We start from the raw sequence: 19,587 nt of genomic DNA, 5'->3' as shown, positions 1-19,587 counted from the left end.
AAGCAAAATAACCGGCAAGCAAATACTCGTTACTTCAACATATTACGAATGACATAATGCAAAATGCCGTCGTTCTGGTAGTAGGTCAACTCCGTCGCGGTGTCGATACGACAACGGCAGGGTACGACTTCCTGGCTACCATCCGCGCGCGTAAACGTCACCGGAACCGTCGCACCGGGTTGTAGACTTTGCAGATCGACAATATCAATCTTCTCTTCCCCGATTAGCCCTAACGTTTTACGCGTCACGCCTTGCGGAAATTCCAGCGGCAGGATGCCCATGCCAATTAAATTCGAGCGGTGAATTCGTTCAAACGATTCGGCAATCACAACACGAATGCCAAGTAGACGCGGACCTTTTGCCGCCCAGTCACGGCTGGAGCCTGATCCATACTCTTTCCCGGCAATCACCGCCAGCGGCGTTTGTTCCTGCTTATAGCGCATCGCGGCATCATAAATAGAGATGACCTCGCTGTCAGGTAAATGCCGCGTCATCCCCCCTTCAACGCCAGGCACCATTTCATTACGGATGCGAATATTGGCGAAGGTGCCGCGCATCATCACTTCATGGTTACCACGCCGCGAACCGTAGGAGTTAAAGTCTTTGCGCTCAACACCCCAACCTTGTAGATATCGCCCCGCCGGGCTATCGGGCTTAATGCTGCCCGCCGGAGAAATGTGGTCAGTGGTAACCGAATCCCCCAGCATTGCGAGGATCCGCGCACCGTGAATATCTTCCACAGGTGCTGGTGTTGCCTGCATTTCATCAAAGAAAGGCGATAAGCGAATATAGGTTGAATCTTCCTGCCAACCGTAGGTATCGGATCGTGTGACGTTAATTTCCTTCCACTCTGCTGTGCCTTCAAAAACTTCTGCGTACTCTTTGCGGAACATTTCTGTGGAGACTTGTTCTACCGCACGGGCAATTTCTTGTGCCGATGGCCAGATATCTTTCAGATATACCGGATCGCCTTTACGATCGTGACCAATAGGCTCAGAAGCGAGGTTAATATTCATATTTCCCGCCAGCGCATAGGCAACCACCAGCGGCGGCGAGGCCAGCCAGTTAGTTTTAACCAGCGGATGGATACGGCCTTCAAAGTTACGGTTGCCGGACAGCACCGCACCGACGGTTAAATCGCCTTTTTTGATTGCCGTTTCGATAGGATCGGGCAATGGACCAGAGTTACCAATACAGGTGGTACAACCGTATCCCACAAGGTTAAATCCCAGTTCATCCAGATACGGTGTCAGTTTCGCTTTTGCCAGATAATCAGAAACGACTTTCGAGCCTGGTGCCAGCGACGCTTTGACCCACGGTTGCCGCTTGAGGCCCAGAGTTACAGCTTTTTTCGCCAGCAAACCTGCGGCCATCAGCACACTTGGGTTAGAGGTGTTGGTGCACGACGTTATCGCAGCAATGACCACCGCGCCATCAGGTAACTGATACTGATGTCCGTTCATAACATAATCGACCGGCTGGCGATCTTTATGCGTGGCATTTACTTCCAGTTCGTTACTGGCGGCAAATGCTTTTGGTACATCGGGCAGTGCAACGCGATCCTGTGGGCGTTTTGGCCCTGCCAGGCTCGCTTCAACGTCATTCATATCCAGTTCTAACGTACTGGTAAAAATCGGTTCATCGCCCGGGTTACGCCACATGCCCTGCGCTTTGGCATATTTTTCGACCAACTCGACCTGATCTTCGCTGCGCCCGCTTAAACGCATGTAATCGAGGGTGACAGCATCGATTGGGAAGAAGCCACAGGTGGCACCATATTCTGGCGACATATTGGCAATGGTGGCGCGATCCGCCAGCGGTAGTGAATCCAGCCCATCACCATAAAATTCGACGAATTTCCCCACCACGCCATGTTTGCGCAGCATTTGGGTAACGGTGAGAACCAGGTCTGTGGCGGTAATACCTTCACGTAATTTTCCGGTGAGTTTAAAGCCCACTACGTCCGGGATAAGCATGGAAACCGGCTGGCCTAACATTGCGGCTTCGGCTTCGATCCCACCAACGCCCCACCCCAGCACGCCAAGGCCGTTGATCATGGTGGTGTGCGAGTCAGTACCAACGAGTGTATCCGGATAAGCAATCCATTCACCGTCCTGCAATTCGCTCCACACTGCTTTGCCGAGATATTCGAGGTTAACCTGATGGCAAATGCCTGTGCCTGGCGGCACGACGCTAAAACGACTGAACGCCTGCTTTCCCCATTTCAGGAACACATAACGTTCGTGGTTGCGCTCCATTTCCAGGCGCACGTTTTCTTCAAATGCCTCATCATCACCAAAACGATCGACGGTCACCGAGTGGTCAATGACCAGGTCGACCGGTGAGAGCGGGTTAACCTTTGCAGTATCGCCGCCGAGGCGTTTAACCGCTTCGCGCATTGCCGCCAGATCAACAACGGCAGGTACGCCGGTAAAGTCCTGCATCAGCACCCTTGCCGGGCGGTAGGCAATTTCACGGTCAGCATGGGCATTTTTCAGCCATCCCACCAGCGCGTAGATATCCTCTTCGGTAACCGAGTTACCATCCTGCCAGCGCAGCAGGTTTTCGAGCAAAACTTTGAGTGACTTAGGCAGACGGGTGATATCGCCCAGTGATTTGGCAGCAAGCGGCAGGCTGTAGTAGTGGTAAGTTTTATCTTTGGCCTGCAACGTGTCCTTACTGGCTTCTCGTAGGGTTGACGACATAGCTCCTCCTTAATGACAGGGTTGCGAAGCCCTGATTCTCTTCAGGGTGAATATTAAAGATAACACAAACATTGCGTAACGATTTGATAACAACCCAAATTGATAAAAGAGGAGAAACCTTGTGGCAAAGAAAATGAAAACCCCGCCGCAGCGGGGTCAGGGATCAGTGAGTAATGATCCAGAGGAGTTCGGCCCAGAAGAGCATCGACAGAGAAAATGCGCCCATCCAGGACCAATATTTCATATTTGTGTTGATCATAGGCTACACCCTTAACGGTTATTACTTTGTGTTGAGATAACTCAACCTGTTATTGCTGCGGTGTATTAAAAGCCCTTTAATTCATTAAAAATGGGTAATAAGAATGATGATAATTATTGTTTCGGCTGATCATCTTCAGCAAACAGTTCTATAAAGGCTTGCTGCTGCGTTGTTAGTTGCCAGTCGTCTGGAATAACGACGGAACATTCCCGTTTCGTTACTGGTTCATTGTCACTATGCTGACATAATGGTGACGACTCCAGTTGCTCCTGACCGACCATAGTTATCCCCACACTTTCCAAATCAGCAGTGCGACAACCACCCAGAAGAGTGCAGAACCAAGAAATACCGCCAGCCAGGCTTTGCGTTTTAATTCAGGGTCCCGGCGGGGTTCCTGATTTCCAGAAGGCATTGCTAACCTCATATAATCGCCATCACTTATCAGCAAGACGTTGAACGATTGGTGTAATTAATCATACGATGAGACAAATCCTAAAGAAACTTTAGTCAAAAATCCAGCGAATTTACGAATCGTCTCCAGTGAATAATTCAATCTTTTGACCTGAAATAGATATTTGAAAACTGGAGTTTGCGAGGCGGGTAATTAGACACTACTTTACAGGTAATTTACCCTATAAATATGAGGGATAAAAATATTGTGCACGGTATACAAATAAGCAACAAAAGAGAATATATTCCGGCACCTTCGCTACATAAAAGGTGCCGAAAATAACGCAAGAAATTATTTTTCCGGCAGTTTTATATCTTTAAACATGACCTCAATTTCTTCATTAGAGCGCAATGCGACAGCCGCATCAACGACATCACGCGTTAAATGCGGTGCAAAACGCTGAATGAAATCATACATATAACTGCGCAAAAAAGTACTACGGCGAAAACCAATTTTGGTTGTACTGTGGCTGAAGATATCGTGAGCATCAACGCGCACCAGGTCGGGATCGGCGACCGGATCCACCGCCATGCTGGCAATAACCCCTACCCCCAACCCTAACCGGACGTAAGTTTTAATGACGTCAGCATCCGTTGCCGTGAAGACGATACGCGGCGTTAACCCTGCGCGGTTAAAGGCAGTATCCAGTTCTGAGCGTCCGGTAAAGCCGAAGGTATATGTCACCAACGGATATTGCGCCAGTTCTTCAATGGTAATGGCTTTTTTGCCTGCCAGCGGGTGATCCGGAGTGACTACAATAGCCCGATTCCAGTGGTAGCACGGTAACATCACTAAATCTTCATACAGATGCAGCGCTTCTGTGGCGATAGCGAAATCGGCATTGCCTTTAGAGACAGCATCAGCAATTTGTGTCGGCGAGCCCTGGTGCATATGCAAAGAAACGCGAGGATAACGCTCAATAAAGCCTTTGATGACGTTTGGTAACGCATAGCGTGCCTGGGTATGCGTGGTGGCGATATACAGCGAGCCTTTATCCGGCCAGGTGTGCTCTCCGGCGACCGATTTTATAGCATCGACTTTCGACAGGACTTCACGAGCGATACGAATTATTTCTTGTCCTGCTGGCGTTACCTGCGTCAGGTGCTTGCCGCTTCGGGAAAAAATTTGAATGCCTAGCTCGTCTTCCAGCATTCTGACTTGTTTACTGATCCCGGGTTGTGATGTGTAAAGTCCTTCCGCCGTTGATGAGACATTCAGGTTATGATTGACCACCTCAACAATATAGCGAAGTTGTTGTAATTTCATGTTAAACCATCCACTTAGACGCCATCAGAACATCGTTTTTTCGTCACACCTGGCGGGTGACTAATACGATTTAATAATAAAAAAGGTGCTAACTATAACCACTATATCATTTATAGCCTTAGTGTATAGGTGTGAAGAAAAAATAATATGCAATAAAAAAGGGCCGCTTTCGCGACCCTTTGTTTATAATAACCTGACAGAATTAAAGGTTATTTTTTCCCTTCAACCCATTTGCCATCAACATAAAATGCTGACCAGCCAGTCGCCTTTCCGTCTTTTTCCGAAGAGACATATTGCTGTTTGGTTTTACGGCTAAAGCGAACCATGGTCTTATTACCTTCCGGATCCTGCTGTGGCGCATCGGCCAGATAACGCAGTTTTTCCGGCAGACGGTCGCGGAAGCGATAAAGCTCTTCCACCAGTGGCGCACGTGTTTCACGCGATTTCGGGAAGGTATTGGCCGCCAGGAACACACCGGCAGCACCGTCACGCAGCACGAAATAAGCATCTGATTTTTCGCACGGCAGCTCCGGTAATGGCACCGGATCTTCCTTCGGTGGTGCCACTTCGCCGTTACGTAAAATCTTACGTGTGTTTTTACACTCTTCGTTAGTGCAGGCCATGTATTTACCGAAACGCCCCATTTTCAGGTGCATTTCAGATCCACATTTTTCACACTCAACGATCGGGCCGTCATAACCTTTAATGCGGAATTCGCCCTCTTCGATCTCGTAACCGTCGCAGGTTGGGTTATTACCACAGACATGCAACTTACGTTTCGGATCGATGAGATAGCTGTCCATCGCCGTGCCGCATTTCGGGCAACGACGTTTTGCGCGCAGCGCGTTGGTTTCAGCGTCTTCACCTTCCAGCACGTTCAGCACTTCGTTTTCCGGCACCAGGTTGATGGTGGTTTTGCAACGCTCTTTCGGTGGCAGAGCGTAGCCGGAACAGCCAAGGAATACCCCGGTGCTCGCTGTGCGAATACCCATTTTGCGACCACAGGTCGGGCAGTCGATGCTGGTCAGAACCATCTGGTTCGGGCGCATACCCCCCTCTTCGGGATCTTTTTCAGCTTTATCTAACTGCTGGGTGAAATCCGAGAAGAAGTGATCCAGTACAGCTTTCCACTCTGCTTCGTGATTTGCCACCTGGTCGAGGCTGTTTTCCATCTGTGCGGTGAAGTCGTAGTTCATTAACTCACGGAAATTCTCTTCCAGGCGATCGGTGACGATTTCGCCCATTTTTTCCGCATAGAAACGACGATTTTCTACTCGCACATAGCCACGATCCTGAATGGTCGAAATGATCGACGCGTAGGTAGACGGACGACCGATACCGCGTTTTTCCAGCTCTTTAACCAGCGATGCTTCACTGAAACGGGCTGGCGGCTTGGTAAAGTGCTGGGCTGGTGTCAGTTCAACGAGCGTCAGAGCATCGCCTTTATCGACTGCCGGTAAGATACGATCTTCATCGCCTTTACGCAGCGCAGGCATCACTTTCGTCCAGCCATCAAAGCGCAAAATACGACCGCGTGCTTTCAGGCGGAAATCGCCCGCACCAACGGTCAGCGTCGTGGAGTCATATTTCGCTGGGGTCATCTGGCAGGCAACGAACTGACGCCAGATTAACTGGTACAGTTTCTGCGCATCTGCTTCCATATCCTTCAGCGATTCCGCCATCACATTGACGTCAGAAGGACGAATCGCTTCGTGCGCTTCCTGTGAGTTTTCTTTGCTAGCGTACTGATTCGGACTTTCCGGCAGATATTTCTTACCAAAATTATCGCTGATATAACCGCGAACCATATTTACTGCGTCCTGACTCAGGTTGGTGGAGTCGGTACGCATGTAAGTGATATAGCCTGCTTCATACAAACGCTGCGCCATCATCATGGTTTTTTTCACGCCAAAACCAAGACGGGTGCTGGCAGCTTGTTGCAGCGTAGAGGTAATAAAAGGAGCGCCAGGTTTACTGGTTGTCGGTTTGTCTTCACGTTCCAGCACGCTGTAGCGCGCTTTTTCCAGCAGACTTACCGCAGCCTGAGTTTGTTCTTTGTTGACCGGGCGGAACGGTTTGTCGTTCTGATGAGTCACCTGCAACGCCAACGCATCACCAGATGGCGTGGTCGTGCTGGCATCGACTTCCCAGAACTCTTCCGGTACGAACGCTTTAATTTCACGCTCACGCTCGACCACCAGGCGGACCGCCACCGACTGCACACGACCTGCAGACAGACCACGAGCGATCTTTTTCCACAGCAGCGGCGAAACCATATATCCCACCACGCGGTCCATAAAGCGACGCGCCTGCTGGGCATTAACACGATCAATATTCAGCTCACCCGGTTTGTTAAATGCCTGGCGGATCGCGTTTTTAGTAATTTCGTTAAACACCACTCGGCTATAGCGCGCATCATCACCACCAATCACTTCCCGCAGGTGCCATGCAATGGCTTCCCCTTCGCGGTCAAGGTCGGTTGCGAGATAGATGTGGTCTGCTTTTTCAGCCAGTTGTTTCAGTTCAGAAACGACCTTCTCTTTACCAGGCAGCACTTCATAGTGCGCCTCCCAATTGTGCCACGGGTCAACCCCCATACGGTTGACGAGAGCGCCACGTTCATCCTTTTTAGGCTTTTTAGCCGTCTTGGTGGAGGTAGAGTCGGCACTCTTTTTGGCAGCTGAGCCACTGGTCGGCAAATCGCGGATGTGACCGACGCTGGATTTCACCACGTAGTCACTACCCAGATACTTGTTGATCGTTTTGGCTTTTGCCGGGGACTCAACGATGACAAGAGCTTTACCCATATTCACCTTACCTAATTTGATTCTTCCAGGAATGCGTCGCACGTTGATAAACCTTCCACTGGCAACGAGTTACCGATATGGACTCGTTCTCTGCGGATATCAACCCCTTGTCGTGACTCTGTTCACGAAAATTCAGGTGACTGAGTTAACAGGTCTTGGCCTACAGGCGCTATAGCACGACGGAATTTTGGTCGAATGTCAAGCAAATCTATTGCCAGATTGACGAAAGCGTCACACTGTACCTGATAAAATCCGATACGCAACTTTATTAGCATGCAAAATCCAAAGTTGCCAGTAAGGCGCTCTTGCCACCAGCGTGGTATATTTGTCTGCAAGCCATGCCTGGCGTAGACTAATGTCCTTGTTTAAGGAGTAAATAATGAACAAAGAGACACAACCCATCGACCGCGAAACGCTGTTGAAAGAGGCCAATAAAATCATTCGTGAGCATGAGGATACGCTCGCAGGGATTGAAGCCACCGGCGTCTCGCAGCGTAATGGCGTGCTGGTCTTTACCGGCGACTACTTTTTAGATGAACAAGGATTGCCAACAGCCAAAAGCACCGCGGTGTTTAATATGTTCAAACACCTGGCCCATGTGCTTTCAGAAAAATATCACCTGGTTGATTAAAGCAAAACGCGAGGTCTTACCCTCGCGTTTGTCTTTTACATCAATGGCTTTTGCCCCCGCTGCCACCAGCGTAGCAACAATCGATCGGCGCTCTCTGCCGCGCTGCCGGTGAATCGGTCAATGAGTCTTTTACGCTGCATATAGCGTACATTGACCACTTCACGGCCTTCCATCAGGCTAAGAATAACTTCATCACTGGTGTTGATTTCATCAACCAGGCCTTTCTCTACCGCCTGTTGTCCGTACCAGTGTTCACCCGTTGCCACCTGTTCAATATCCAGAGACGGACGCATACGCTTCACAAAATCTTTAAATAACTGATGCGTTTCGTTCAGCTCTTCGCGGAATTTCTCCCGCCCTTCTTCGGTGTTTTCACCCAGCAAGGTCAGCGTGCGCTTATACTGCCCGGCGGTGTGCAGTTCGATATCAATATCTTTGCTTTTCAGGAAGCGGTTAAAGTTGGGCATTTGCGCCACCACCCCAATGGAACCCACAATAGCAAACGGTGCGGAAACAATTTTGTCCGCCACACAGGCCATCATGTAACCGCCGCTGGCAGCAACTTTGTCTACCGTAACAGTTAAAGGAATGTTTTTATCACGCAGACGCTGCAGCTGCGAAGCCGCCAGCCCGTAACCATGCACCATGCCACCAGGGCTTTCCAGACGTAGCACAACCTGATCCTGCGGTTTAAATGCTGCGAGTACCGCCGTTATCTCTTCACGTAGCGAGTTCACTTCATGGGCGTCCATGCTGCCTTTAAAATCCAGCACCCAGACGCGAGGTTTACTGTCAGTTGCCACCTCGCCCAGTTTGGCTTTCGCTTTTGCGGCTTTCGCTTCTTGCTTGTGCTTTTTCTTCTGCGCTTTGTGCCACTGTTTTTGCTGATGTGAGTCCATCAGCGCCGCGGCCAGTTCTTCTTTCATCTCCTTATACTGTTCGCTGAGATTGTTGACCCGTAACTCGCCACGCTGGCGTTTATTACGTTGAGCAACATTGACAATAATGGCGGCAATCGCCGCAATCGCTAGCACAACGGTAACGATTTTCGCCAAAAACAAACCATATTCAGACAACAATTCCACGAGTCCCCACCTTGGTTAAACAACGCTTTGGCTCACAGTTTACAACAGGCATGTTAAGCCGTCTCGCAGAGATGTTATTGCAGCGAAAGTATGACAAAGTATCCATTTTGCGGTGTTATCGCCCCAGGCTGATTGAAATGCCCTTCTGTTTCAGGCATAAAGCCCCAAAGTCTTAAAGTACACTGGCAGCGCGACAGACAACGTCGTTGAGGAGTAGCCATGCATTACCAGCCAAAACAAGATTTACTCAATGATCGCATTATCCTGGTGACGGGAGCCAGCAATGGTATTGGTCGTGAAGCCGCGATGACGTATGCACGCTATGGTGCGACAGTGATTCTGTTGGGCCGTAATGAAGAAAAATTACGTCAGGTAGCCAGCCACATAAACGAAGAAACTGGGCGTCAGCCACAGTGGTTTATTCTCGATTTGCTGACCTGCACGTCCGAAGATTGCCAACAACTGGCACAGCGCATTGCCGTTAATTATCCGCGTCTGGATGGTGTTTTGCATAATGCCGGATTGCTCGGCGATGTTTGCCCAATGAGCGAGCAAAACCCGCAGGTCTGGCAGGACGTCATGCAGGTCAACGTTAATGCCACCTTTATGCTCACCCAGGCACTGCTTCCTTTATTACTCAAATCGGACGCCGGTTCACTGGTCTTTACTTCATCAAGCGTTGGACGTCAGGGGCGTGCAAACTGGGGCGCTTATGCAGCGTCGAAATTTGCCACCGAAGGGATGATGCAGGTACTGGCCGATGAATATCAGCAGCGCCTGCGCGTCAACTGCATTAACCCAGGTGGTACGCGCACCGCAATGCGCGCAAGCGCCTTCCCGACCGAAGATCCACAGAAACTTAAAACACCCGCTGATATCATGCCGCTCTACCTCTGGCTGATGGGCGATGACAGCCGCCGTAAAACCGGCATGACCTTTGACGCCCAACCGGGCCGTAAACCAGGAATATCCCAATGAGTGATGAACGCTACCAACAGCGTCAGCAGCGTGTAAAAGATAAAGTGGATGCCCGTGTGGCCCAGGCCCAGGATGAACGCGGTATTATCATCGTCTTTACCGGCAATGGAAAAGGCAAAACCACCGCAGCATTTGGTACGGCAACACGCGCAGTTGGTCACGGAAAAAAAGTGGGCGTCGTGCAGTTTATTAAAGGCACCTGGCCTAATGGCGAACGAAATCTGCTGGAACCACACGGCGTTGAATTTCAGGTGATGGCAACGGGCTTTACCTGGGATACGCAAAACCGCGAATCTGATACCGCGGCCTGCCGTGAAGTCTGGCAACATGCCAAACGAATGCTGGCCGATCCTTCACTGGATATGGTTTTGCTCGATGAGCTGACGTATATGGTGGCGTATGACTATTTACCACTGGATGAAGTGGTGCAGGCGTTAAATGAACGTCCACATCAACAGACGGTGATTATCACGGGTCGTGGTTGTCATCGGGATATTCTTGAACTGGCGGATACGGTAAGTGAATTACGCCCCGTCAAACATGCGTTTGATGCCGGTGTTAAGGCGCAAATCGGGATTGATTATTAAGTGAAAGCACCTCAAAAGTTCGCCTCTTGAGGTGCTTTAATCATAATTATATTCAAGCGGCAATAGCAAAACTCAGAATCCGTTTAATCTCATTCAAATGTCCCGGATATGCTTCATGATTCTCAGCGTCAACATCTTCAATAAATAATATCAGTTCAGTAATTAACGCATTGGCATCTTCATAACTGATTCCGCTTAACTCTGGCGAAGTTTCAGTACCGTAGTTAATCGTCAGATTGTTCATCACCGTGAGGATAAGGATAAAATATTTATGACAAACCTTGCATGTGGTTTTGTTGCCCAGAGTATTATACAGCATATCAAGTAATGCCAGTATTCTACGGTTTTGTACATCGTTCATAAAAAGCCCCTCCTATAACATTATTCCGCTGGCAATAAGTAATTTCGCCAGCCCCTCAGACGCCTTTAACCCACTAATGACCTGTGCGCGTAATATTTCATTTAATCTTTTTTGTTCAGCTGCCGTGCGTGTTTTATTAGTGTATAAACCTTTTAGATAATCACCCTTATCTATAAAGGCATTTAAAGCTTCAATCGCGGGCATTGCAGCAGCCGATGCCTGTAGTCTGGTTTCATTCACATTGATTACTGAACTTAGAAACTCCTTCCTGTTTTTCAGAGTGTTAAACTCTGTATTCTTAGAGTTTTTAGATACCGCATTATAATAAAGCATATTATTATGTACATTCGCAAAGGTATAATTTTCAATCTTATCGCCTTTTGTATAAATATCATTACGCAAAACAGTCATGTTTTTTATAAGTCTTACCCAATTTTTATCCGCCGTTTTACCTATTTTCCCGGCATTGACCTTTATTATATATAACTCATTGAAATAACTTACTAAATCTTTAACCGCCGCTGCCGATTCAGCTAAATCTTTGCTATGTGAAACATCAAGTAGTGTTTGCGCGTTGTTTGCGTGATCCAGAGCCTGTTTAAGTAATGTCACTTGCTGACTTTCTGTAGTTTTTATGTCTTCAGTCAAGAGCTCTACATAAGCACTCATGCTATTAATGACTTCCATTGAAGCCAGTAGTTTCTCTTTTTCGAATGGGACTAATTGTACTTTATCTGTTTTTTCTTCAGGGGGCCTGCATAATTTCCCACCCTGACCATCGTTCGCAACATCAATGGTATAATCAGGTCGCAATGCACAATCCGGATTAGTCGCATAAAAATTAACAAGAAAGTTTTCACGAGAAGCATAGTATTGTTTAAAGAAACTTGCATTCGCCGCAACCGCCTTGTTACCCGCAGTAATAACAGTTTCAGCTTGTTCATTCTTCAATGCTTCGGTTGCACAACCTGAAAGCATTAACAGCGATAGAAATAATCCACTATATCTAATCATAACCCACCTCTTGACGTTGAGTTTATCTCAGATAATTAAATAGTAATGTGGCTATTCCCTGGCATTATTCATAAGCAAGTATGAAATTAAATTAAAATACTGCGACTATTTATCATGCTTCAAATGAAGAAAAGGCCCCGCAGGGCCTTTATTTAATACTTAACTTAAATTAACCGTTATTATTACGTCCACCAGAACGACGACCGCCGCTGACCTGGCTGTGACGTTTCACCGCACGACGAATTTGATTCGCCTTCATACGACGACGGTCTTTTTCTACAGCAACTTTAGAGCTGGTTTCTGGCGGTAGTTCCACCAGCTCACGCAGATAGTTAGTCTGGGCAAGATCCAGCTCAGTCCAGCCACCGCGTGGCAGACCTTTCGGCAGTGGGATATCACCGTAACGCACGCGGATCAGACGGCTCACCTGCACACCAACAGCTTCCCAAAGACGACGAACTTCACGGTTACGGCCTTCGGTCAGAGTAACGTTGTACCACTGGTTGATCCCTTCGCCGCCGCTGAACTTAATGGTTTTAAAGGCTGCCGGACCATCTTCCAGCTGCACGCCACGACTCAAATCACGCAGTTTCGCGTCGTCAACCTGACCAAATACACGCACGGCATATTCACGTTCAACTTCACGGCTTGGATGCATTAAACGGTTTGCCAGTTCACCATCGGTGGTGAACAGCAGCAGACCACAGGTGTTAACGTCCAGACGACCTACGGCAATCCAGCGTGCGCCACGCAGCTTTGGCAGACGGTCAAATACCGTTGGACGCCCTTCCGGATCGTTACGGGTACACAACTCACCTTCCGGTTTGTAATAGGCCAGAACGCGACAAATTTGTTCAGCGGACTCACGTACCGAAATCAGGTGACCATCGATACGGATTTTCAATCCAGGGGTAATTTCAACACGATCGCCGAGTTTAGCAATTTTGCCATCAACACTCACACGACCGGCTTCAATAATAGATTCGATTTCACGGCGAGAACCGTGGCCGGCACGCGCCAGCACTTTCTGTAGCTTTTCGCTCATAGAGCTTCCTTTTGGTGTCGCCTTCCCAGGCGTCGAACAGGAGAATCAATGGCGCAGTAGAGCGCCATTTTAAGGCCGCGTAGTATACAGAGTTAAGCACTTATAAAAAAGGCTTCACATCACCTACGCCTTCACGCAATACGACTGGCGTATCATCGGTGAGATCAATAACCGTTGTCGGTTTCTGCCCGAGATAGCCGCCGTGAATAATCAAATCCACCTGTTTTTCCAGACGGTCTTTAATTTCTTCCGGATCGGATTCGGTAAATTCACTGCCTGGCAGCATTAGCGAAGTGGAAAGCATCGGTTCGCCCAATGCTTCAAGCAACGCCTGCGCAATTGGGTTAGAAGGCACACGCATACCGATGGTTTTGCGTTTTTCCTGCAACAGACGGCGTGGCACTTCCTTCGTCCCCTTCAGGATGAAAGTGTAGTTACCCGGCGTATTGTTTTTCATCAAACGAAACGCAACGTTATCGACAAATGAATAGGTCGAGAGTTCAGAAAGATCGCGACACATCAGGGTAAAGTTGTGACCGTCCGGCAGCTGGCGAATACGACAAATACGCTCCATGGCGTTTTTATCTTCAATTTTACAGCCGAGCGCATAGCCGGAATCAGTTGGATAAACAATCACCCCGCCTTTACGCACGATCTCCACCGCCTGGTTGATCAGACGTTGCTGCGGGTTATCAGGATGAATATAAAAAAACTGGCTCATAATTCCCTCTCTGTGGTGTTCTGCGGCTGTTCCCATAGCTGCCAGACGCCTTCAACGCCTGCGGGCAGCCAGAGTTTACGACCCAGTTCGATCCACGGGCATGGCTGATGAAAATCAGATCCTTGTGATGCCCATAAATGGTGCTGGCGGGCAAGCGTCGCCAGTTGGGTGCGTTCATTGGGCGATTGCTGGCACTGCGCGACTTCCATCGCGTCGCCGTGGTGTTCGGCAAAATGCGCAACCAATCTTTTCAGCCATTTAGCACTAAGATTGTACCGCCCAGGATGAGCAAGCACCGCCTTACCGCCAGAATGATGAATGACATCAATAGCTTGTTCTATTGTACACCACTGTGGCGGAACGTATCCGGTTTTCCCGCGCGCCAGATATTTTTTAAAGATATCCGCCATTGAACTGGCTTTGCCACATTCAACCAAGAAACGAGCAAAATGACCGCGCGTCACCGCACCGCCCTGCGCCAGTCGTTGCGCGCCTTCCAGCGCTCCAGGTATTTGCGCTTTTTCAAGTCTTTCGGCAATTAACTTCGCCCGCTGATTGCGCCGTTCTGTCTGCTGCGCGAGAAACTCACACATTAACGGATGAGTAATATCAATATTCAGCCCGACAATATGAATTTCATGATTTTCCCAGACGGTGGATATTTCCACGCCAGGAATAAGATTCAGTGCCAGTCCTGAACGTGAAATTTCTTCTCTTGCTGGCGCGATTGCCGCTGTGGTGTCATGGTCGGTGATCGCCAGGGTGCCGACGCGCATCTCGACTGCACGGTGCACCAATGCTTCTGGCGTCAGGCAGCCATCGGAAGCTGTGGTATGGCTGTGCAGGTCATAAATCACTGCGTAATTCGTGTCGCTCAAGGCGCACTCCCATTTTGGATAATGTTTTTGCGCCGACATCATAACGGTTCTGGCAAATATTCTGAAATGAGCTGTTGACAATTAATCATCGAACTAGTTAACTAGTACGCAAGTTCACGTAAAAAGGGTATCGACAATGAAAGCGATTTTCGTACTGAAAGGTTGGTGGCGCACTTCCTGAAACGGGCAGTGTATTCACCATGCGTAAAGCAATCAGATACCCAGCCCGCCTAATGAGCGGGCTTTTTTTTGAACAAAATTAGAGAATAACAATGCAAACACAAAAACCGACTCTCGAACTGTTAACCTGCGAAGGTGCTTATCGCGATAATCCGACCGCGCTTTTTCATCAGTTGTGTGGGGATCGTCCGGCAACGCTGCTGCTGGAATCCGCAGATATCGACAGCAAGGATGATTTAAAAAGCCTGCTGCTGGTGGACAGTGCGCTGCGCATTACAGCATTAGGTGACACTGTCACAATTAAGGCGCTCTCCGGCAATGGCGAAGCCCTGCTGACACTACTGGATAACGCCCTGCCCGCTGGGGTCGATAATGAGCAATCGCCACAATGCCGCGTACTGCGCTTCCCCCCGGTCAGTCCACTGTTGGATGAAGACGCCCGCTTATGCTCCCTTTCGGTTTTTGACGCTTTCCGCTTATTACAGAATCTGTTGAATGTACCGAAGGAAGAACGGGAAGCGATGTTCTTTGGCGGCCTGTTCTCTTATGACCTTGTGGCGGGGTTTGAAGATTTACCGCAACTGGCAGCGGAAAATAACTGCCCTGATTTCTGTTTTTATCTCGCTGAAACGCTGATGGTTATCGATCATCAGAAAAAAAGTACCCGTATTCAGGCCAGCCTGTTTGGTCAAAATGAAGAAGAAAAACAACGTCTCACTGCTCGCCTGAACGAACTTCGCCAGCAACTGACCGAAACCGCGCCACCGCTGCCGGTAGTTTCCGTGCCGCATATGCATTGTGAATGTAATCAGAGCGATGAAGAGTTCGGTGGCGTAGTGCGTTCGTTGCAAAAAGCGATTCGCGCCGGAGAAATTTTCCAGGTCGTGCCATCTCGCCGTTTCTCACTGCCCTGCCCGTCATCGCTGGCGGCCTATTACGTGCTGAAAAAGAGTAATCCCAGCCCGTACATGTTTTTTATGCATGATAATGATTTCACCCTGTTCGGCGCGTCGCCGGAAAGTTCGCTCAAGTATGACGCCTCCAGCCGCCAGATTGAGATCTACCCGATTGCCGGAACACGCCCACGAGGACGTCGCGCCGATGGTTCACTGGACAGAGACCTGGACAGCCGCATTGAACTGGAGATGCGTACCGACCATAAAGAGCTTTCTGAACATCTGATGCTGGTGGATCTCGCCCGTAATGATCTGGCACGCATTTGCACTCCTGGCAGCCGCTACGTAGCCGATCTCACCAAAGTTGACCGTTACTCTTACGTGATGCATCTCGTCTCCCGCGTGGTCGGTGAGCTGCGCCACGATCTTGACGCCCTGCACGCTTACCGCGCCTGTATGAATATGGGCACGTTAAGCGGTGCCCCGAAAGTGCGCGCCATGCAGTTAATTGCCGAAGCGGAAGGTCGTCGACGCGGCAGCTACGGCGGCGCGGTAGGTTATTTCACCGCACATGGAGATCTGGACACCTGCATTGTCATCCGTTCGGCGCTGGTGGAAAACGGTATCGCCACCGTGCAAGCCGGTGCTGGCGTAGTCCTTGATTCTGTTCCGCAGTCGGAAGCCGACGAAACCCGTAATAAAGCCCGCGCTGTACTGCGCGCTATCGCCACCGCGCATCATGCACAGGAGACTTTCTGATGGCTGACATTCTGCTGCTCGATAATATCGACTCTTTTACTTATAACCTGGCAGATCAGTTGCGCAGCAATGGGCATAACGTGGTGATTTACCGCAACCATATTCCGGCGCAAACCTTAATTGAACGTCTTGCGACCATGAGCAATCCGGTGCTGATGCTTTCTCCTGGCCCCGGAGTGCCGAGTGAAGCAGGTTGTATGCCGGAACTCCTCACCCGTTTGCGTGGCAAGCTGCCAATTATTGGCATTTGCCTCGGACATCAGGCGATTGTCGAAGCTTACGGGGGCTATGTCGGTCAGGCGGGCGAAATTCTTCACGGTAAAGCGTCGAGCATTGAACATGACGGTCAGGCGATGTTTGCCGGATTGACAAACCCATTGCCGGTGGCGCGTTATCACTCGCTGGTTGGCAGTAATATTCCGGCAGGTTTAACCATCAACGCCCATTTTAATGGCATGGTGATGGCGGTGCGTCATGATGCGGATCGCGTTTGTGGATTCCAGTTCCATCCGGAATCCATTCTCACCACCCAGGGCGCTCGCCTGCTGGAACAAACGCTGGCCTGGGCGCAACAGAAGCTGGAGCCGACCAACACACTGCAACCAATTCTGGAAAAACTGTATCAGGCGCAGACGCTTAGCCAACAAGAAAGCCACCAGCTGTTTTCAGCGGTGGTGCGTGGCGAGCTGAAACCGGAACAACTGGCGGCTGCATTGGTCAGCATGAAAATTCGCGGCGAGCACCCGAACGAAATCGCCGGGGCAGCAACTGCCCTTCTGGAAAATGCTGCGCCGTTCCCACGCCCTGATTATCTGTTTGCCGATATCGTCGGCACCGGCGGTGACGGCAGCAACAGTATCAATATTTCTACCGCCAGTGCGTTTGTCGCCGCGGCCTGTGGGCTGAAAGTGGCGAAACACGGTAACCGCAGCGTCTCCAGTAAATCCGGCTCGTCGGATCTGCTGGCGGCATTCGGTATTAATCTTGATATGAACGCCGATAAATCGCGCCAGGCGCTGGATGAGTTAGGCGTCTGTTTCCTCTTTGCGCCGAAATATCACACCGGATTTCGCCATGCGATGCCGGTTCGCCAGCAACTGAAAACCCGCACCCTGTTCAACGTGCTGGGGCCACTGATTAACCCGGCGCATCCGCCGCTGGCGCTAATTGGTGTCTACAGCCCGGAACTGGTGCTGCCAATTGCCGAAACCTTGCGCGTGCTGGGGTATCAACGCGCAGCGGTGGTGCACAGCGGGGGGATGGATGAAGTTTCATTACACGCGCCGACAATCGTTGCCGAACTGCATGACGGCGAAATTAAGAGCTATCAGTTGACCGCTGAAGATTTTGGCCTGACACCCTACCATCAGGAGCAACTGGCAGGCGGAACACCGGAAGAAAACCGTGACATTTTAACACGCTTGTTACAAGGTAAAGGCGACGCCGCCCATGAAGCAGCCGTCGCGGCGAATGTCGCCATGTTAATGCGCCTGCATGGCCATGAAGATCTGCAAGCCAATGCGCAAACCGTTCTTGAGGTACTGCGCAGTGGTTCCGCTTACGACAGAGTCACCGCACTGGCGGCACGAGGGTAAATGATGCAAACCGTTTTAGCGAAAATCGTCGCAGACAAGGCGATTTGGGTAGAAGCCCGCAAACAGCAGCAACCGCTGGCCAGTTTTCAGAATGAGGTTCAGCCGAGCACGCGACATTTTTATGATGCACTGCAAGGCGCACGCACGGCGTTTATTCTGGAATGCAAAAAAGCGTCGCCGTCAAAAGGCGTGATCCGTGATGATTTCGATCCGGCACGCATTGCCGCCATTTATAAACATTACGCTTCGGCAATTTCGGTGCTGACTGATGAGAAATATTTTCAGGGGAGCTTTGATTTCCTCCCCATCGTCAGCCAAATCGCCCCGCAGCCGATTTTGTGTAAAGACTTTATTATCGACCCTTACCAGATCTATCTGGCGCGCTATTACCAGGCCGATGCCTGTTTATTAATGCTGTCGGTGCTGGACGACGATCAGTATCGCCAGCTCGCTGCTGTAGCCCACAGTCTGGAGATGGGCGTGCTGAGCGAAGTCAGTAATGAAGAGGAGCTGGAGCGCGCCATTGCATTGGGAGCAAAAGTCGTTGGCATCAACAACCGCGATCTGCGTGACTTGTCGATTGATCTTAACCGTACCCGCGAGCTTGCGCCGAAACTGGGGCACAACGTGACGGTAATCAGCGAATCCGGCATCAATACTTACGCCCAGGTGCGTGAGTTAAGCCACTTCGCTAACGGCTTTCTGATTGGTTCGGCGCTAATGGCCCATGATGATTTGAACGCCGCCGTGCGCCGGGTGTTGCTGGGTGAGAATAAAGTGTGTGGTCTGACGCGTGGGCAAGATGCTAAAGCAGCTCATGACGCGGGCGCGATTTACGGTGGATTGATATTTGTTACAACGTCACCCCGTTGCGTCAGCGTTGAACAGGCGCAGGAAGTGATGGCTGCGGCACCGTTGCAATACGTTGGCGTGTTCCGCAATCACGATATTGCCGATGTGGTGGACAAAGCTAAGGTGTTATCGCTGGCGGCAGTGCAACTGCATGGTAATGAAGATCAGCTGTATATCGACACTCTGCGTGAGGTTCTGCCAGCAAACGTCGCCATCTGGAAGGCTTTAAGTGTCGGTGAAACTCTTCCCGCGCGCGATTTTCAGCACATCGATAAATATGTATTCGACAACGGTCAGGGCGGGAGCGGACAACGTTTCGACTGGTCACTGTTAAACGGTCAATCGCTTGGCAACGTTCTGCTGGCGGGTGGCTTAGGCGCAGATAACTGCGTGGAAGCGGCACAAACCGGCTGCGCCGGGCTTGATTTTAATTCTGCTGTAGAGTCGCAACCGGGCATCAAAGACGCACGTCTTTTGGCCTCGGTTTTCCAGACGCTGCGCGCATATTAAGGAAAGG

At 50.1% G+C, this 19,587-nt stretch carries 19 protein-coding genes and 1 other annotated feature; of the genes, 7 read left to right on the top strand and 12 right to left on the bottom strand.

Annotated elements, in window-relative coordinates:
* Window positions 1-29 precede the first annotated feature (29 nt).
* From acnA to topA, 6 genes are all read right to left on the bottom strand, one after another.
* A complete protein-coding gene (gene acnA / locus BGE37_RS11555) occupies window positions 30-2,705 on the bottom strand; it encodes an aconitate hydratase AcnA (protein ID WP_105288038.1) in 2,676 nt (891 codons plus the stop codon).
* 163 nt (window positions 2,706-2,868) lie between these two features.
* Window positions 2,869-2,964 (bottom strand): small membrane protein YmiC, encoded by a 96-nt coding sequence (gene ymiC / locus BGE37_RS25155; protein ID WP_001310756.1) that lies wholly within the window; start codon window positions 2,962-2,964, stop codon window positions 2,869-2,871.
* Window positions 2,965-3,077: 113 nt separating this feature from the next.
* Complete coding sequence (yciX, locus tag BGE37_RS11540) at window positions 3,078-3,245, bottom strand: protein YciX (RefSeq protein WP_001353237.1); 168 nt, start codon at window positions 3,243-3,245, stop codon at window positions 3,078-3,080.
* Window positions 3,246-3,247: 2 nt separating this feature from the next.
* Window positions 3,248-3,388 (bottom strand): YmiA family putative membrane protein, encoded by a 141-nt coding sequence (locus tag BGE37_RS11535; protein WP_001300896.1) that lies wholly within the window; start codon window positions 3,386-3,388, stop codon window positions 3,248-3,250.
* 318 nt (window positions 3,389-3,706) lie between these two features.
* Complete coding sequence (gene cysB, locus BGE37_RS11530; RefSeq protein WP_000776253.1) at window positions 3,707-4,681, bottom strand: HTH-type transcriptional regulator CysB; 975 nt, start codon at window positions 4,679-4,681, stop codon at window positions 3,707-3,709.
* Window positions 4,682-4,890: 209 nt separating this feature from the next.
* Window positions 4,891-7,488: a type I DNA topoisomerase gene (topA, locus tag BGE37_RS11520; RefSeq protein WP_001309471.1), complete on the bottom strand. Its 2,598-nt coding sequence runs from the start codon at window positions 7,486-7,488 to the stop codon at window positions 4,891-4,893.
* A 379-nt stretch (window positions 7,489-7,867) separates the two neighbouring features.
* On the opposite strand from topA, the gene BGE37_RS11510 reads away from it, so the two are divergent.
* Entirely contained in the window at window positions 7,868-8,119 is a 252-nt protein-coding gene (locus BGE37_RS11510; protein ID WP_001031527.1) for a YciN family protein, read from the top strand.
* 35 nt (window positions 8,120-8,154) lie between these two features.
* Here BGE37_RS11510 and sohB read toward each other — a convergent pair whose 3' ends face one another.
* Complete coding sequence (sohB, locus tag BGE37_RS11505; protein WP_000422045.1) at window positions 8,155-9,204, bottom strand: protease SohB; 1,050 nt, start codon at window positions 9,202-9,204, stop codon at window positions 8,155-8,157.
* Between the two features lie 219 nt (window positions 9,205-9,423).
* Between sohB and BGE37_RS11500 the strand changes: the two genes are divergently transcribed.
* Together BGE37_RS11500 and cobO are read left to right on the top strand one after the other, a co-directional pair.
* Entirely contained in the window at window positions 9,424-10,182 is a 759-nt protein-coding gene (locus BGE37_RS11500) for a YciK family oxidoreductase (protein ID WP_000559303.1), read from the top strand.
* On the top strand, window positions 10,179-10,769 hold the full coding sequence (gene cobO / locus BGE37_RS11495; RefSeq protein WP_001278876.1) for a cob(I)yrinic acid a,c-diamide adenosyltransferase: 591 nt from the start codon (window positions 10,179-10,181) through the stop codon (window positions 10,767-10,769). Before BGE37_RS11500 ends, cobO begins: the two co-directional genes overlap by 4 nt.
* Before the next feature lie 52 nt (window positions 10,770-10,821).
* On the opposite strand, the gene BGE37_RS11490 is transcribed toward cobO, so the two are convergent.
* The 5 genes from BGE37_RS11490 to rnm form a co-directional block, all read right to left on the bottom strand.
* Window positions 10,822-11,130: a hypothetical protein gene (locus BGE37_RS11490; protein ID WP_001000709.1), complete on the bottom strand. Its 309-nt coding sequence runs from the start codon at window positions 11,128-11,130 to the stop codon at window positions 10,822-10,824.
* Window positions 11,131-11,142: 12 nt separating this feature from the next.
* On the bottom strand, window positions 11,143-12,144 hold the full coding sequence (locus BGE37_RS11485; RefSeq protein ID WP_032184017.1) for a hypothetical protein: 1,002 nt from the start codon (window positions 12,142-12,144) through the stop codon (window positions 11,143-11,145).
* Window positions 12,145-12,313: 169 nt separating this feature from the next.
* The gene (gene rluB, locus BGE37_RS11480) at window positions 12,314-13,189 is read right to left on the bottom strand and encodes a 23S rRNA pseudouridine(2605) synthase RluB (RefSeq protein WP_001291206.1); all 876 of its coding nucleotides are present in this window, start codon (window positions 13,187-13,189) and stop codon (window positions 12,314-12,316) included.
* Between the two features lie 100 nt (window positions 13,190-13,289).
* Window positions 13,290-13,910 (bottom strand): L-threonylcarbamoyladenylate synthase, encoded by a 621-nt coding sequence (locus tag BGE37_RS11475; protein WP_001353240.1) that lies wholly within the window; start codon window positions 13,908-13,910, stop codon window positions 13,290-13,292.
* On the bottom strand, window positions 13,907-14,788 hold the full coding sequence (gene rnm, locus BGE37_RS11470; protein ID WP_032184177.1) for an RNase RNM: 882 nt from the start codon (window positions 14,786-14,788) through the stop codon (window positions 13,907-13,909). Before rnm ends, BGE37_RS11475 begins: the two co-directional genes overlap by 4 nt.
* Window positions 14,789-14,924: 136 nt before the next feature.
* Here rnm and trpL point away from each other — a divergent pair, with 136 nt between their 5' ends.
* From trpL to trpCF, 4 genes are all read left to right on the top strand, one after another.
* On the top strand, window positions 14,925-14,969 hold the full coding sequence (gene trpL, locus BGE37_RS11465; RefSeq protein ID WP_001700591.1) for a trp operon leader peptide: 45 nt from the start codon (window positions 14,925-14,927) through the stop codon (window positions 14,967-14,969).
* Window positions 14,946-15,039: a sequence feature (Trp leader region), on the top strand. It overlaps the preceding gene by 24 nt.
* A 21-nt stretch (window positions 15,040-15,060) precedes the next feature.
* Window positions 15,061-16,623: an anthranilate synthase component I gene (gene trpE / locus BGE37_RS11460; protein ID WP_105277386.1), complete on the top strand. Its 1,563-nt coding sequence runs from the start codon at window positions 15,061-15,063 to the stop codon at window positions 16,621-16,623.
* Window positions 16,623-18,218: a bifunctional anthranilate synthase glutamate amidotransferase component TrpG/anthranilate phosphoribosyltransferase TrpD gene (gene trpD, locus BGE37_RS11455; RefSeq protein WP_000763524.1), complete on the top strand. Its 1,596-nt coding sequence runs from the start codon at window positions 16,623-16,625 to the stop codon at window positions 18,216-18,218. The genes trpE and trpD overlap by 1 nt, the downstream gene beginning before the upstream one ends.
* Window positions 18,219-19,580: a bifunctional indole-3-glycerol-phosphate synthase TrpC/phosphoribosylanthranilate isomerase TrpF gene (trpCF, locus tag BGE37_RS11450; protein ID WP_170881843.1), complete on the top strand. Its 1,362-nt coding sequence runs from the start codon at window positions 18,219-18,221 to the stop codon at window positions 19,578-19,580. It begins immediately after the preceding gene.
* The last annotated feature ends 7 nt before the right edge of the window (window positions 19,581-19,587 follow it).

It is taken from the genome of Escherichia sp. MOD1-EC6300 (assembly GCF_002965045.1).
Classification (GTDB): Bacteria; Pseudomonadota; Gammaproteobacteria; order Enterobacterales; family Enterobacteriaceae; genus Escherichia; species Escherichia coli_F.
The sequence above is the reverse complement of the archived record's forward strand: the minus strand, read 5'-3'. Positions and strand labels throughout refer to the sequence as shown.